The sequence below is a fragment of the Aquimarina sp. AD10 genome (assembly GCF_003443715.1).
Classification (GTDB): domain Bacteria; phylum Bacteroidota; class Bacteroidia; order Flavobacteriales; family Flavobacteriaceae; genus Aquimarina; species Aquimarina aggregata.
In genome coordinates this window covers 4,952,343-4,966,508 of the sequence record NZ_CP031965.1, presented here as the reverse complement: position 1 = coordinate 4,966,508, position 14,166 = coordinate 4,952,343, and the positions used below count along the sequence as shown (strand labels likewise).

At 30.3% G+C, this 14,166-nt stretch carries 10 protein-coding genes and 1 tRNA gene; 4 read left to right on the top strand and 7 right to left on the bottom strand.

Annotation, left to right across the window (positions count from 1 at the left end; translation table 11 throughout):
* Positions 1–246: 246 nt before the first annotated feature.
* The 4 genes from D1816_RS20555 (at position 247) to D1816_RS20540 (ending at position 7,306) form a co-directional block, all read left to right on the top strand.
* Positions 247–3,378: an SIR2 family protein gene (locus D1816_RS20555; RefSeq protein ID WP_118505353.1), complete on the top strand. Its 3,132-nt coding sequence runs from the start codon at positions 247–249 to the stop codon at positions 3,376–3,378.
* An 810-nt stretch (positions 3,379–4,188) separates the two neighbouring features.
* Positions 4,189–4,713 carry a hypothetical protein gene (locus D1816_RS20550; protein ID WP_118505351.1) on the top strand — a complete coding sequence of 175 codons (525 nt, stop codon included), beginning with the start codon at positions 4,189–4,191 and terminating at the stop codon, positions 4,711–4,713.
* 134 nt (positions 4,714–4,847) lie between these two features.
* Entirely contained in the window at positions 4,848–6,575 is a 1,728-nt protein-coding gene (locus D1816_RS20545) for a tetratricopeptide repeat-containing sensor histidine kinase (protein ID WP_118505349.1), read from the top strand.
* Positions 6,572–7,306: a LytTR family DNA-binding domain-containing protein gene (locus D1816_RS20540; RefSeq protein WP_118505346.1), complete on the top strand. Its 735-nt coding sequence runs from the start codon at positions 6,572–6,574 to the stop codon at positions 7,304–7,306. The genes D1816_RS20545 and D1816_RS20540 overlap by 4 nt, the downstream gene beginning before the upstream one ends.
* A gap of 117 nt (positions 7,307–7,423) precedes the next feature.
* Here D1816_RS20540 and D1816_RS20535 read toward each other — a convergent pair whose 3' ends face one another.
* The 7 genes from D1816_RS20535 to D1816_RS20505 form a co-directional block, all read right to left on the bottom strand.
* Positions 7,424–8,929 carry a hypothetical protein gene (locus tag D1816_RS20535; protein WP_118505344.1) on the bottom strand — a complete coding sequence of 502 codons (1,506 nt, stop codon included), beginning with the start codon at positions 8,927–8,929 and terminating at the stop codon, positions 7,424–7,426.
* 403 nt (positions 8,930–9,332) lie between these two features.
* Positions 9,333–10,691, bottom strand: a complete 1,359-nt coding sequence (locus D1816_RS20530) for a glycoside hydrolase family 25 protein (RefSeq protein ID WP_118505342.1) — start codon at positions 10,689–10,691, stop codon at positions 9,333–9,335.
* Between the two features lie 115 nt (positions 10,692–10,806).
* Positions 10,807–11,163 (bottom strand): hypothetical protein, encoded by a 357-nt coding sequence (locus D1816_RS20525; protein ID WP_118505340.1) that lies wholly within the window; start codon positions 11,161–11,163, stop codon positions 10,807–10,809.
* Positions 11,164–11,276: 113 nt separating this feature from the next.
* The gene (locus tag D1816_RS20520; RefSeq protein WP_118505338.1) at positions 11,277–12,770 is read right to left on the bottom strand and encodes a hypothetical protein; all 1,494 of its coding nucleotides are present in this window, start codon (positions 12,768–12,770) and stop codon (positions 11,277–11,279) included.
* Positions 12,771–12,848: 78 nt separating this feature from the next.
* Complete coding sequence (locus tag D1816_RS20515; protein WP_118505336.1) at positions 12,849–13,139, bottom strand: hypothetical protein; 291 nt, start codon at positions 13,137–13,139, stop codon at positions 12,849–12,851.
* A gap of 596 nt (positions 13,140–13,735) precedes the next feature.
* Positions 13,736–13,808, bottom strand: a tRNA-Met gene (locus tag D1816_RS20510).
* Positions 13,809–13,976: 168 nt separating this feature from the next.
* The gene (locus D1816_RS20505; RefSeq protein ID WP_082832265.1) at positions 13,977–14,159 is read right to left on the bottom strand and encodes a CPXCG motif-containing cysteine-rich protein; all 183 of its coding nucleotides are present in this window, start codon (positions 14,157–14,159) and stop codon (positions 13,977–13,979) included.
* Positions 14,160–14,166 lie beyond the last annotated feature (7 nt).

Here is a 14,166-nt window from a genome sequence, read left to right as displayed (position 1 = left end):
CATTTTAAGTTGAAAATTATATTTCCTTAATAATAAGAAAATCTGCTATCAGCTCAATTTTTTTCTTTCTCATATAAAGAAGGTTTTTCTCATTTAAAATAGATAGAGATGATTAAGAAGGAAAATATATGAATGAGCTATTGAAAGGGTTGAGAATTTTTTATAAAAATTATTTACATCTTTTATTTGCTACAAAAATGATTTGTATATTAAATCCTATAAGATATTTTACAAAAACAATAGGAAATGATTAACCAACTACAATTTGATGAGTTTCTTAGATCTGTTACTATAAGCAAAAATGATTCTTATTCTTTACTTTTAGGAGCAGGATGCTCCATTAGTTCAGATATACAATCTGCTTATGATTGCATTTGGGAATGGAAAAAGATTATCTATCAAAGTAATAATGCTAATTCTCAGGAATGGATAGAAAATTATAAAAGTCCTAAGGTACAAGCAATAATTCAAAACTGGCTTGATAACCAAGGTAATTATGTTGAAAAAGATAGTTTTGAAGAATACTCATTTTATGCTAAAAAATGTTTTCCCATAGAAGAAAACAGGAGGCAATACTTTCAAAAAATATGTTCAAATAAAAAACCATCAGTTGGTTATAGAACTATTCCTATTTTAGTTAAACAGGGTACATTAGATTCTGTATGGACAACCAATTTTGATAATTTGGTAAATGATTCCTGTGTCCATGGCGGTATTCAGGGAATTGATATTGCTTTGGATTCTGTCCAAAGAATAAATCAAAGAGCTCAGAATAGTAATGAATTGCCAGTAGTAAAATTACACGGTGATTTTAAATATGGAGAACTAAAAAACACAAGTGAAGAACTTCAAAAACAGGATGAAACATTTAGGAATAAACTAATAGAATATTTAGGAGATAAGCATTTAATTATTTTAGGATATAGTGGCAGGGATGAATCTCTAATGAATACTTTAAAGGATGCGTACTCAAAACCTGGGGCTGGAAGACTATTTTGGTGTGGTTATGGCAATTCTATAAACTCAGAAGTATCCGATTTAATTAATCATGTAAATAAAAACAATAGAAGTGCATTTTACATCCCTACAGATGGGTTTGATACTACAATGATTAGTCTTACAAAGTTAGTTGTTGCAGAGAATGCTGAACTCAAAAATGAGCTAAATGTATTGCAACATACTAACAATAAAATTGACTCTTTTACTCCATTTGATTTAAAGTTAGACAGAATAAACAAAGTACTAAAAAGCAATATATTTCCTATTGAATTTCCTAAAGAAGTCTTTGTTTTTGATGCAATTTTAAAAGATAAACCTTGGAAGTTTGTAAAAGAGAGAACTCTGCTTAACAATAATATTACGGCAGTTCCTTATAGTAAGAGCATTTGGTCTTTTGGAACATTGGAAGAAATCCAAAATACATTTAAAGATGTAATTCAAGGTGATATTGTAAGAAAACCATTAACAGATATTAAAATTTATAACTCCAGTATGAGTTTTCTTCTGTTATCAACCCTATGCAAATTATTTTCTAATACCAATAATTTAAAAACAAACTACAAGGACAAAGTATGGTCTGAATCAGATTATAAAACAATCCATAATCAAAAGGTTTTTAATGCTTTGAGGTTTGCATTAGAAAAAATTAAAGGTAAATATTATCTATCCTTAAATCCAGACTTTTATATTGAAAATAACAATCTAACAAAGGATATAAAACAGCAAATAGGTTTAGCATTTTTTCAAAAAATATGGAATAAACAATATAATAACTATGTTACTAATTGGAGAAAAAAACTTTTTAATCAAAAAAAATATGAATTTCCGTTAAATTCAGGTAGTGGTTTTACTTTTGGTATAAACAAAGCTCCTATTTTTACTAATGTTTGTGATCTAAACAATAGATATACAAATCACCACAACGTTCCTGAACATTTAATCAAACTTAAAGGAGTCCAGTTTAAGGAAACAAGCTTGTTATTTTCAACTATCAATGGGACCAAAGAAGCATTTGATGTACATCCAATGAGAGGATTAGTAAATTTCAAACCTTTTGAAACTAGTTTAAATAGTTTTTTAGATAAGACAATAGATCTAGGTGTCATTTGTCCTGATAATGATGCTGAGAATTTTTATAATTTTTTGAGTAAACAAAATCAAGAAATTCAAAAGAATAATCCTGATGATAACTATATTATAGATTTTAAAGGGTTTTATAATATTTATGGTGTGAGCCTAAACATACCTTTAAAGTCTTCTTCAAACTGGGAAACCTTAAATGAACCAATTAATAAAACTCATAGAGAAACAGTACATGAAATTAAAAGAAATATTTGTGATAAAATAACAAAACTGAGTACTATTGGTAGTCAAAAAATAATGGTTATCTACATCCCAAATAGATGGGAACAATTTATACATTATAATGATGGAGTAGAATCATTTGATCTACATGATTATGTAAAGGCATTTTGTGCAGAAAAAGGAGTAACTTCTCAATTTATTAGAGAAAAAACAATTTTAGACAATAGTCAAAGTTGCCAAATTAATTGGTGGCTGTCATTATCATATTTTGTTAAATCATTTAGAACCCCTTGGATAATCAATAATACCAATAAAACAACTGCATTTGCAGGAATAGGCTATAGTATTAATAATAAGAATGATGAAAATGATAGTCATATAGTTTTAGGATGTAGCCATATATACAGTTCTACAGGTGAAGGTCTTAGATACAAGTTGTCAAAAATAAGTAATGATAAAATTCAATGGAGAAATAGGAAACCTCATTTAAGCTATGATGATGCATATGAATTTGGAAGAAGTGTGTTAAACCTATTTTATGAATCTATGAATGAAGTTCCTAAAAGGGTTGTTATTCACAAAAGAACATTTTTTACTGAAGAAGAAAAGCAAGGTATTTTGGATAGTTTGTATGACAACAAGAAAATTGAGAATATTGATTTAATAGAAATCAATTTTGAAGATGATATTAGATATGTGTCCAGTAAAATATATAATGGGAAAGCTGATATAGATGGTTTCTCAGTTTCTCGAGGTACATGTATTCAATTAAATGAAAAAGAGGCATTATTATATTCCCACGGAGTTATCCCATCAGTAAAAAATCCAAAGTACAACTTTTATCCAGGAGGCAGATATATTCCTAAACCTCTAAAGATAATTAAGCATTATGGAACTGGTAGTTTAGAGCAAATTGCTAATGAGATTTTAGGATTGACGAAAATGAATTGGAATTCCTTAAATATGTATTCTCAGTTACCAGCGACAATTTCATCTTCAAATGAAATTGCTAGGATTGGAAAACTAATAGAGAGTAGAGAAAAGGTAGAGTATGATTATAGATATTTTATGTAAAAAATGCCCAAATGACACCTTCGTTATTAAATAAATTCAGCCCTGTCGTATAATCTACCTGATGGTCATAGATATAAAGGATACCGCAAATTAATCATTTAAAAGAACCATAAGAACATTTAGAAAAATACAAATCTTTAAAAATAAGATTATTAACTATAAACCAGGCCTTACATTGATAAAAAAGAGATTAAAAATACAGATTTAATTTTTCGGTTTATAACCATAAAAAGCTATATCCCATATGAATTCCGTACTCCAATTCCGTACTCCAATTCCGTACTCCAGCCAATAACTTGACACTTTTGTGGTCACAAAAAACTTCCTCAAACAAAAATAACCTCTTCAAAATGAAGAGGTTATCTGTTGTAGCGGGAACAGGACTCGAACCTGTGACCTTCGGGTTATGAGCCATTTCGGTTGCACTCAAACCATATTGATTATCAGTGTTTTAACTTTTTTGAAGTACCTAAAAACTTGCAAATACCTACAAATGGGTACTTAAAATGGGTACTTTTTTATCAAGTACCTATTTAAAGTATGCAAACACCAACAAATAGAAACAAGTATAAAAACATTGACTTTTATCACGAGTTATTTTAATAAGCGAGATAGCATAACTCAATATCCTAGTTTTCACAGAATATATTTCAGGGCAAATAAGATATTGAAGTACGTACCCCAGATAAAATCTATAAACCAATCTAAGTTTTAACTTTAATTTTTATTGCACATTAAGGGAATTTACCCTAATACCTTTATCTTTATTTTTATTTTTAATAACTAATAAACCTTAAAACCTATTAAACTATGTCTGAAATTACAATGGACTCTTTATCTATTGATAAAGTATCACAAAAACTCTTTTTTCTTCATAATGCACCAACAAAACCTATGGTTGCCACTTCTTATTTTCAAGATCCAAGTTTTAACAATGGTAATTATATGTATCAGATAGATATAGCTGTTTATCTACCTACTGAGATAACCAATCTTGGATTAGTAAAATGGAGTAATAATTTATTTATTTCTGAATGCCCTCCTACTACTCTTAATCCTAAAACTATAAATCCTCCTATAGGTAATTTTCGTCAGATTACTATAGAGTTCGATAATATTGATATGTTTTTTGATTTTAATCAGTTTAAGTTTTTACCTACATTATTAAAGAAAAAAGTAATAGAATTTGATTTATATACCTTACAACTTAAATATCATACTAAAGAGGAAGATCTTGTAGAGAAGATATTTGTAAACTATGTATATGATGACCCAGAAACTACGCGAGGAACCGTTACCACCGTAAGAGATATAAGTGAAACACAAACCACCTAAGTATTCTTGCCAGATTACCTATATTATTTTTAGCATTACTAAACTACATCTGTTTTATTTTAAAAAAACAGATGTAGTTCTATTAAAAAGCTTTGGAGTCCTAACTCTAAAAAACTATATACTAGCCCTAAAAAATGAAAATCAAAACATCAATTATTCTCCTATGTTTTATAGTTAACACTACTATGTCTGCGCAGCATAATTTTAAGAATTTTGATACATCTATACTAGAGATTTGCCAAACATCTGGTCACAATGCACTATTTCATAAATCAATACATAACTTTTTGAACAATCAGATTGACTCTACCTATATAAATATTAGCGAGTTTTTATTACAAAGGAAGAAAACTACACTGTCTGATTATGCCTATTATTTAAAAGGCTCTTGTGCCGTAAAAAAGAAACTTTGGAGTCAAGCAAAAGAAAGTTTTAGCCAAATATCGGATACATTTCAATTTAATTATTTAAAAAAACTAAAACTTGGTATCATACATACAAATCAAAAAGAGTATAAAAAAGCCTTGTCTTTTTTTAATGAATGGGAATCAGAGGGAGAAAAAACCGAAAAGGATAGTAATTATGGGTCAATATATCATAATATAGGAATCTGCCATTTGCACCTTAAAAACTATAAAAAAGCAACAGCTTATCTCTATAAAGAAAGAAATTTAGCGAAAAAAAAAAATGATACACTAAGTATTATTTATGCCACTAAGGATATTGCCAATGCATATTATGAACAATATCTAGATGATAAAGCCATACCCTTATTTAAAGAAGCGTATACCTTAGCTAAAACACAATCTAGTTTTGAACTCAAGGAAAATACGACACTCAATATGGCAGTAGTCGAAAAAAACAGAAAGCGTTACAAAGAAAGTGTGGAGTATTATGTAGAATATATACAATGGAAAGATTCTTTATGGAATAGAGATAAAATATCAAGTTTACTAAAAAAAGACAAACAAATTGCTTTAGCTGTAAAAGACAAAGAAGTAGCAGTACAAAAAGAAATTACCAATAAACAAAAAGAACGAATACAATTAGTTACTATTTCGCTTATTGGAGCCTTATTATTCTTAACACTTCTATTTTATCTGTACAGAATTAAAACCAAACAACATATTTTAATTACTACGCAAAAGGAACAACTAGAAAACTTAAATTCTACAAAAAATTATTTACTTTCTGTAATTTCTCATGATTTACGAACCCCCGTAAATACCCTAAAAAAACAACATAAAAAAGTAACGGAATTATTAAAAATAAATGACATAAACGAAGCGATAACGTTAAATACGAAAAGTGAAGCTATTTCGGAAAATACAGCACAAACACTAAATAATATCTTGAACTGGGCATTAGAGCAAAACAATCAATTACTCTGTATGCCTGAAAACCACCATATCAAAATTTTAATAGATGCACTTGTGTTCGACTTTACCCCTCTTGCGCTTTCAAAAAATATTTCGTTATCCACTTCTTTTGACAATCCAAGTATTAAAGTATGCTTAGATAAGGAACTATTTAAAATTGCTTTTAGAAATTTAATCGACAACGCTATTAAGTATACGCCAGAGGGAGGCAACATTTGGATACAGACAATATTAACCCCGGAACACTGTATCATTACGATAAAAGATACCGGAATTGGAATGTCTTCAGAAGTTTTACATACCATTAATACTTACGAGAGCTTAACTATAGAAAAAATAGATAGATCTAAAGGATTGGGACTTGGTTTGGTACTAAGCAAAACACTAATTACAAAAAATAAAGGGGAGCTAACTATAGCTAACAATACTGATAAAGGTATAACCATTACGCTAGAGTTACCCTTAAAAAATGATGCAGCATGAAAACTCTACAGATATTGATATTAGAGGATAATATAGACGATGCACAAAACATTATCAATCTTTTATCACAAGAATATAGCATTACTTTAGTCAACACTTTAGTAAAAGCTAAAGAAGCTTTAGGCATTTCTACTTTTGATTTAGCTATCTTAGATATCGATATTAATGGAAAATTGGATGGTATTGAATTTGCTAAATACCTTCAACAAACATCTTCATCGATCCCTTTTTTATTTCTTACTAGTATGCAAAGTAAAACCGTTTTTAATGCCGCTAAACTAACCAAACCTTTTACCTATTTACTAAAGCCTTTTAACACGATAGAATTACAATATACTATTGAGTTGGCTATAGAAAAGTACTTTCAACAAGAAGATACACTAAGCACAAATACCCCTTTAATTACAACGGGTTACCTAATGATTAAAAAGCAACAGACTATATGTAAACTCATCTTGGATGATATTGAATATATTGAGGTAGAAGAGAATTATAGCACATTATATACGCTAGATGAAAAATATGTGGTTAAAAAATCATTAGCAAAACTTAAACCACTACTAACAGGTAAAAACTTTGAGCAAATTCACAGAAAATTTCTAGTAAATTTTAACAAAATAAAGCAAATTAATTTAGCCGAAAACACGGTATATCTAAACTCTAATGCTAAGATAACCATTAGTGATCGCTATAAAAAACAGTTAACGCGTCGTTTTGATATTATAAAGTAAAACCTCCTTTGAAAAAGGAGGTCTTGGGTTTCAAATTAGTTTCATAAAACAATACATTAATATTAATTATTGTTTGAAATTACTGATCTAAAAACTGTATAAAAATATTTTTTATTGTTACTCCTCCTCTATACTCCATTCTTCTGGATACACATTCCCGTTTATTTGATTATAGCATTGAAATTTTTGTGATGGACTTGATGGAGTTGAATTTGGCAATTCTGAGCAGAAATTCATAGAGTAAACTCGCTCTGCACCTTGGATCTGAATTAAATAATCATTTCCGGAGTCTATTGTTAAAGGATTAATCCATGTTGACTCTTGATGATTCCAAGTGTCAAAACCCAGTTGACAGTTATTAGCTATACAATTAATATAGGCGACTTGTTTTGCAGGAGAATGTACAAATTGAGGTCGTGGATCTGGTGCCCACCCAAAACCTGTTCCGTAACCATATGCTGTGTCTGGACAATCGTTCGCATCAAAAACAGTCACTTGTGTTGCCGTACAAGAATTAAAAATAATATTAGTACCATTGGCACTAAATCCTGTTGACTGCAAGTCTTGAGGTACAATTGCAGTAATGTCATTAACATGGCTGTTAGTCACTGTAACATTGCTACCATATACTTCTAATCCAGTTGCTTTTGCGCCTGTTTTTTGAGGACCTAATCCATCATGAACATGACTAGCAGTAAAATTAGTGATTTCAACATTATCGACATCAAACGCAGACATTCCATGACAATCATCACAACAACCGTTAATCTCTATTGCCGCGCATCCTGAAAAACTTAAATAGTTAGACTTGACCGGCATAAAACCAATGCAGGTATGACCAATTGTTGAAAGCGGATTACCTTCATAAAAAGTAGTTAAATTCATAACCATACAATTATCAGTATTAATTCCTGAACAGTCAAAATATGGAAAACCGCAAGCTACTCCATCTTTATTTGTAAAATTATTTACTAGACAATCGCTAACAGTTCCTATGTTTGAATTAATTATCATAAAACCTCCAGTTAATATAGCGGTTGTTGTAACATTTTCCACTCTACAATTATTTAAGGTAAATTGCTGAGCTTCAATAAGTGAAATTGCGCTTGGGAAAAAATCATAATTCGGATAGGTTAACCCTTCTATTGTTATATTGGATATCGACAAATTAAAAGTGTTAATAGCCAGTAAACCATTAATTCCCATATTTTTGATGGTACCTTTTTGAATGGTTACGTTGTTACAATATTTTTCTGCGTTGTATACAACGATACCAATAGAATTATGTGTCCCTTTACTCGCTGCTACTAAATCATATCCTTGAAAATCTAAATGAACATTATCGCATTGAATTACGATAGCAACAGGCCATACTTCACCAACTATTAGTGATTGATTGGGAGGTGACCAATTGATATTGTTGCCCAAAACATATTCACCTGGTTGATTAATACAGTATCCTTCTGGGGGAATTTCAGTGATAACAACTGGTTTTTCACCTCCTACAACATTAGTTGGAAGGGGGTTACCTATGATTGGATATTTTTCTGCGATTTGTTGTGTAATTTGTTGCACTTGACCCGTAACTACTTTTTGTACTGTTGAAGTTCTGTGGTTTGACATTTGTATAGGTTTTAATTAATTTTATATAACCACATTTTGAAATTTTTGAAAATTATACCGTGGTTACTTATAATTCTTCATTTCTGTTCAATTGGGGCGTAATTGCTTCTGTCTACTACGGTGAAAAAGTTGGGCCACATCGAAACTATATATTTTGAATATCAATATTTTAAATATTTGTATCAAATAAATCGCAACTACACCTTTAGTTAAACTAATTGGCTTAAAAAGATTAAATGATTTGGAACTGACTTACAAGTTTTAAATATCACTAAAGACTATATTTCCTGTTTGTATAAAAATTACTTTTGCTTCATTATCAGAAATATCTCCGTATGTTTTTGTATTTAAATTTTCAGATAGGCTTTGATTTCTTTCTTTAATAGTAAAGAATTGCTTTAAATTATTGATCGACTAATTCTTCAATATCTCCGTAAAAGATATCTAAATCAATTGTGGTTGATTCAGAACTATACGAGTCACTACGTTGCCATATCTTAAAACCTTTATTTTTCCATATATCTGGAACCTTGGGATACCCTGATTTTGTATAATCAGCTATCCATAAGGGATATTTAGATAAAGTGGTATCTTTAAGATGTGTATTGGCAAAATAATGGCTAGTATAAATCATTGGAATTCGATTAAATTTTTCTTCTATATGACGTAAAAACAATAATAAATTTCTATTTAATGAATTCTCATCAATAGGTTCTTCCTTTTGAAGGCTTAAAGTTTCGATATCTACTATTGGTGTTATATCATGTGTATCTATAACTCCAACTGTATTTGCAAAATGGTTTGCTTGTTTTATTGGAGTATCCTTTAATTTATAGAAATGATATGCTCCACGTACGATATTTCTTTTTTTTAAGTATTCCCAATTGTTTTTGAAATCTGGATCGATATAATCTACTCCTTCAGTCGCTTTACAGATAACAAAAGAAATTGTATCTGGTAGACCTTCTTTTAATAAATTTCCTTGATAGTGCGATATATCAACTCCAAAGTGTGTTTCTTGGGTAGTATTTATTTCATTGCTTACCGCAATTCTTTTTGTAGCTCCTAAAATCGATGAAGTATACTTATTATTATTTTCAATATGAGTATGAAATTTTAAACTCAAGAAAAAATGGAAAACTAATATTAAGATAGTGAATAAAAAATGTAACCAGGTAATAAAATTAATTGCTCTATTAGTTGGTTTTTTTAAGAAAACTTCTTTATCAACTTCATTTTTTGCAATTAATAATTCTTTAAACTTTTCAGAAACAATATAGACTCCTGTAAGATTATGCAATGCTGCTTCATAATAGCTATCTCTATATATAGTGCCTTTATAAACCAAAACACCATTTTTATCAAATATAGCATCTGGATGCATCGAGTACCATCCTTTATCATTAAGAATTATTCTATCGCCTTGTATTTTAGGAAAATGAAAATCAGGATGAATCGCATACAATTTACTATCGGTTAATGTACCTCCTAAAGAATATATATATTGGTGATCCTTTAAATACCTAATTAAAGCAATTAATTTCCAAAAACTACTTATAAATTTATTGTGCTTCCCTACTTCGTTAAAAATTGTGTCTTCGCAAAAAAGCACAGCATAACGATTTATATTTTGCACTACTAAAGCACAGTTCTTATTCCTAGTAAAGAAAGTTTCTTCTAAGATAGTCTGGATCTCAAAACTTCCTTTTTGTTTTGAAATTTTCCGAATAATATCGTGATGTTGTGTTAAGATGTTTTCCATCGTTTGTTTAATATTTATGAGACGAAATCATATGCGTTTATGGAGGTTTGGTGAAAATATAATGAGAACTATTATGCAAAAGTCAAGTTCTCATTCTTTTATATTAGTTCTGTATTTATTGAAAATATGTTGTTAGACCATTCCACCTATCACTATAACACCATGCTAAAACTAAAACAGAATTAGTCTTGTCAAAATAATTTTTCCAAGTATTTTTAGGAGTGTTTTCATTTACATTAACACTTTTAAATGTTTGCGATTCAAGAGACTTATCTTCATAAAAAAATCCCTTATCAGCGACCAACCCCCCTGATTCTGTGCCATGGGTTCCTGACAAAATATAAATCATCTTTTTTTGTCCAAACTCTTTTCGAATGTTTTTCACTAATTCATTTACCTGTTGTTCATCACAATGAGGATCTGACACATAAAGAATAGGTTTTTTTACTTTTGTTAATTTAGAAAATGACATTTGTATTAAAGTTTATTTTCCTACTCTATTTATGATTTGGCTTTTCGGATACCGCCTTTATTTAAGGAGTAGCTTTAAATTGCCACTCCTCTTTGTTATGTTACAACTTAAGTTTAAGAGTCTCCACCGTCAGAGCTACTTCCATCAGAACTTCCAGAACCGCTATCGTCAGCGCTGCCAGCTTTATTAAATTTATTTGGGTAGTATTTAGCCATCCATGCACGAGCAATTTCTGCTTGTGTTATTGGCTTTAAGTAATAATTAATTGGTACTCCCAGGTTTTCACCGCCTTCAACGCATTTATTTACATAATCTTCTAGTGCGGTCATCATGGAGTTGGTATCAATAATTTGATTTTGTGCATCATCAATCTTTGAGACTCCGCTCAATGTTCCTTTGATTGTTGCATTTTTCAGACTAATCATTTGCTGCCCTGTACGTGCAGCAGTAGCGGCTTCTCCTATAGTATTGTTTTCGCTAGCAGTAGCTCCTTGAAGTGTTGCTAACTGATCCATAGCCTTGTCTGGACTAAAATCACTAAAACTATTAACAGCCATACTCACCTGATTGGATTTAATAGACGGAATAATACCCATAGTGATAAGGGAACAATGTGATGTTACATTTTGAGTACTTAATAAGTTTTTCGCACTATTAGAAAACGAATCACTCACACCAAACCCACCTGTTCCAGACGCAAACCAACCTCCTATTTCAAATGTTTCTTGCAGAGACGATGCTACAGATTCCATACTTTGGCTAGACTGACTAACTGTAGTATTTAAAACGTGTACCATACCAACAAAAGAAGACCCATAGGTAGCCCCAGATAGTATATTAAAAGATTTATCTTTCTTAGTATCTAAATTTGCTTCGATCTTTGCAATATTTTCTGGACTGTTTGTCTTTATCATATCGTCTGGAAACATAGCATTCCAAGATCTTACAGCTTTATCAACATCTAGAATATAAGGAGCAAAAACTTGAGCGTTTTTATGTGTACAGGTTATTGCAACAACTAAGGTTCCTGCAATACTATGGCGTGAATGTTGACTATTCATTTGTTGTTGGGCACTAGCACTTGCTTTAGAGGATGAACCCTCACCAAATATGCTTAAGGATTCACTTACGTAAGAAGCAACTGTTGAGGCATGACTTTGAGAGCTTTGAGAGTTTTGGTCAAATGAAAAATATTGACAATTCATATTTAAAGAATCAGCCGATATAGCCATTTGTTTAATCTTACTTTTATTATAATCTATTGGACTCTCAATAGATTCATTTACAGTATTCACTTTACTTTTTAAAGGTTGAATAGCTTTTTGAGCGGCAATTTTAGCTTTACCGTAAGCAACAGCAGCTTGTTGAACCTGACTATTTATTTGTTGAGATTCTTTAATGAGGTCCGAAGTATCCACCCCCATATTAATCATCTCTTGAATAGTCATATCCATACTCCTTTTTAAAGTAATCAAAGAGTTTAAATTATCTTCTGCTGCATCAGCAGGAGCTTGAAGTTTAGAAATTTGAACTGCATTTTGCAGTTTTTCCATAGGAACTATATTTCCTAATATTAACGAAGGATCGTAAGGAATTGTAGATGGCATAACGTTTAAAATTTAAAATTAGAATTACTGCTTTATATGTTTTATAAATTGTATTTAACATATAAAGCAGTGTCATTTTTAAGATATTATAATCTCTCCAGAAATATTAACATCAATATTTACACCTTCTACTGAGGTGCATATTTTTCTGGTTATTCCTTCACTATTTGCTATCCCTATAATTGCAGCAAATGATTTAGGAGTATTTGGACAAGGGTCTCCACCTAAAGCAGTATTATTAACATTTATAACACCACCATTTTCCATAAGCATCTTTTGAACAACTTCCTTTACATCTTTATAAAGACATTTTTCTGTACCAGTAATGTTCCATGAATAGATTGCATGATCAACTAGATAATTACTCATAATTTTTAGATTTTTTTCCTACTCTTTTCAATATTTGGCTTTTCAGATTCCGCCTACAATCAGATTTTAAAAATGATCGTTTATTAGATTTGATTACAATTCAAAGATGTAAAAAAAGAGAAAGTAATGGATTGATAAGTAGATAAACGAGCAAATCTAGGTGACTAACGAACCATTTTTATATTTGAGTATAACCTAATGTATTACCTACTAGTACAAAAACATTTCTAATACCCTAACTCCAAATACTTTTCGAGTACGGATCCATATTTATAAAAAGCATACAGTTTAGCACAAGAGATATATTCAATACAGCTACTTCTGTACAAACGAGCTTGATCCATTTTTCAGTTCTCAGATATAAAAACTACAAAAACAGGTACTTCGTTTAGGTACTTCAAAAAACACGCTTGTATTTAAAAGCATCCTAAATCACTTATAATAAAAAAGTTAACCTGATTATTGTCTAAAATAATGTATTCGAAACCTTCGGGAAAATCACACGAAGGTTCACTATTTATAAAGGTTTTTTCAGAAAAAATCGAAATAAACAAAAAAGCTAAAACATTAATTATTAATGTTTTAGCTTTAAAAAGTAGCGGGAACAGGACTCGAACCTGTGACCTTCGGGTTATGAGCCCGACGAGCTGCCTACTGCTCTATCCCGCGATATATGATCATAACTTACTTGTCTTTAAAACTTCGGGTCATAATTCCGACAAGCTATGTATCATTCCTTACGGACGGCAAATATACAACCCTTTTTGAACTTAACAAGGCTATTTTGAATAAAAAAAGTAAAAATATTGCAACACCTTAAAAATAAGATATTTAATTTTACTGTTCTATGCTAATTGATTCAAAAGATATTAATTCTTGATCCTCAAACCTGGGATGTAGCTCTATAGGGTTGCAACAAACCTCACAATCTTCGACATACGCTTGATACCCAACAGATGGATCCAAAAGCATCGAAATCTCCTCCCAACAATATGGACATTGAAAAAAATGTTCGAACATTATCTAT

What these genes read in the sequence shown, in the direction of transcription:
- D1816_RS20555 (WP_118505353.1), top strand. Translation starts at nt 247, where the DNA reads ATGATTAACCAACTACAATTTGATGAGTTTCTTAGATCTGTTACTATA.
- D1816_RS20550 (WP_118505351.1), top strand. Translation starts at nt 4,189, where the DNA reads ATGTCTGAAATTACAATGGACTCTTTATCTATTGATAAAGTATCACAA.
- D1816_RS20545 (WP_118505349.1), top strand. Translation starts at nt 4,848, where the DNA reads ATGAAAATCAAAACATCAATTATTCTCCTATGTTTTATAGTTAACACT.
- D1816_RS20540 (WP_118505346.1), top strand. Translation starts at nt 6,572, where the DNA reads ATGAAAACTCTACAGATATTGATATTAGAGGATAATATAGACGATGCA.
- D1816_RS20535 (WP_118505344.1), bottom strand. Translation starts at nt 8,929, where the DNA reads ATGTCAAACCACAGAACTTCAACAGTACAAAAAGTAGTTACGGGTCAA.
- D1816_RS20530 (WP_118505342.1), bottom strand. Translation starts at nt 10,691, where the DNA reads ATGGAAAACATCTTAACACAACATCACGATATTATTCGGAAAATTTCA.
- D1816_RS20525 (WP_118505340.1), bottom strand. Translation starts at nt 11,163, where the DNA reads ATGTCATTTTCTAAATTAACAAAAGTAAAAAAACCTATTCTTTATGTG.
- D1816_RS20520 (WP_118505338.1), bottom strand. Translation starts at nt 12,770, where the DNA reads ATGCCATCTACAATTCCTTACGATCCTTCGTTAATATTAGGAAATATA.
- D1816_RS20515 (WP_118505336.1), bottom strand. Translation starts at nt 13,139, where the DNA reads ATGAGTAATTATCTAGTTGATCATGCAATCTATTCATGGAACATTACT.
- D1816_RS20505 (WP_082832265.1), bottom strand. Translation starts at nt 14,159, where the DNA reads ATGTTCGAACATTTTTTTCAATGTCCATATTGTTGGGAGGAGATTTCG.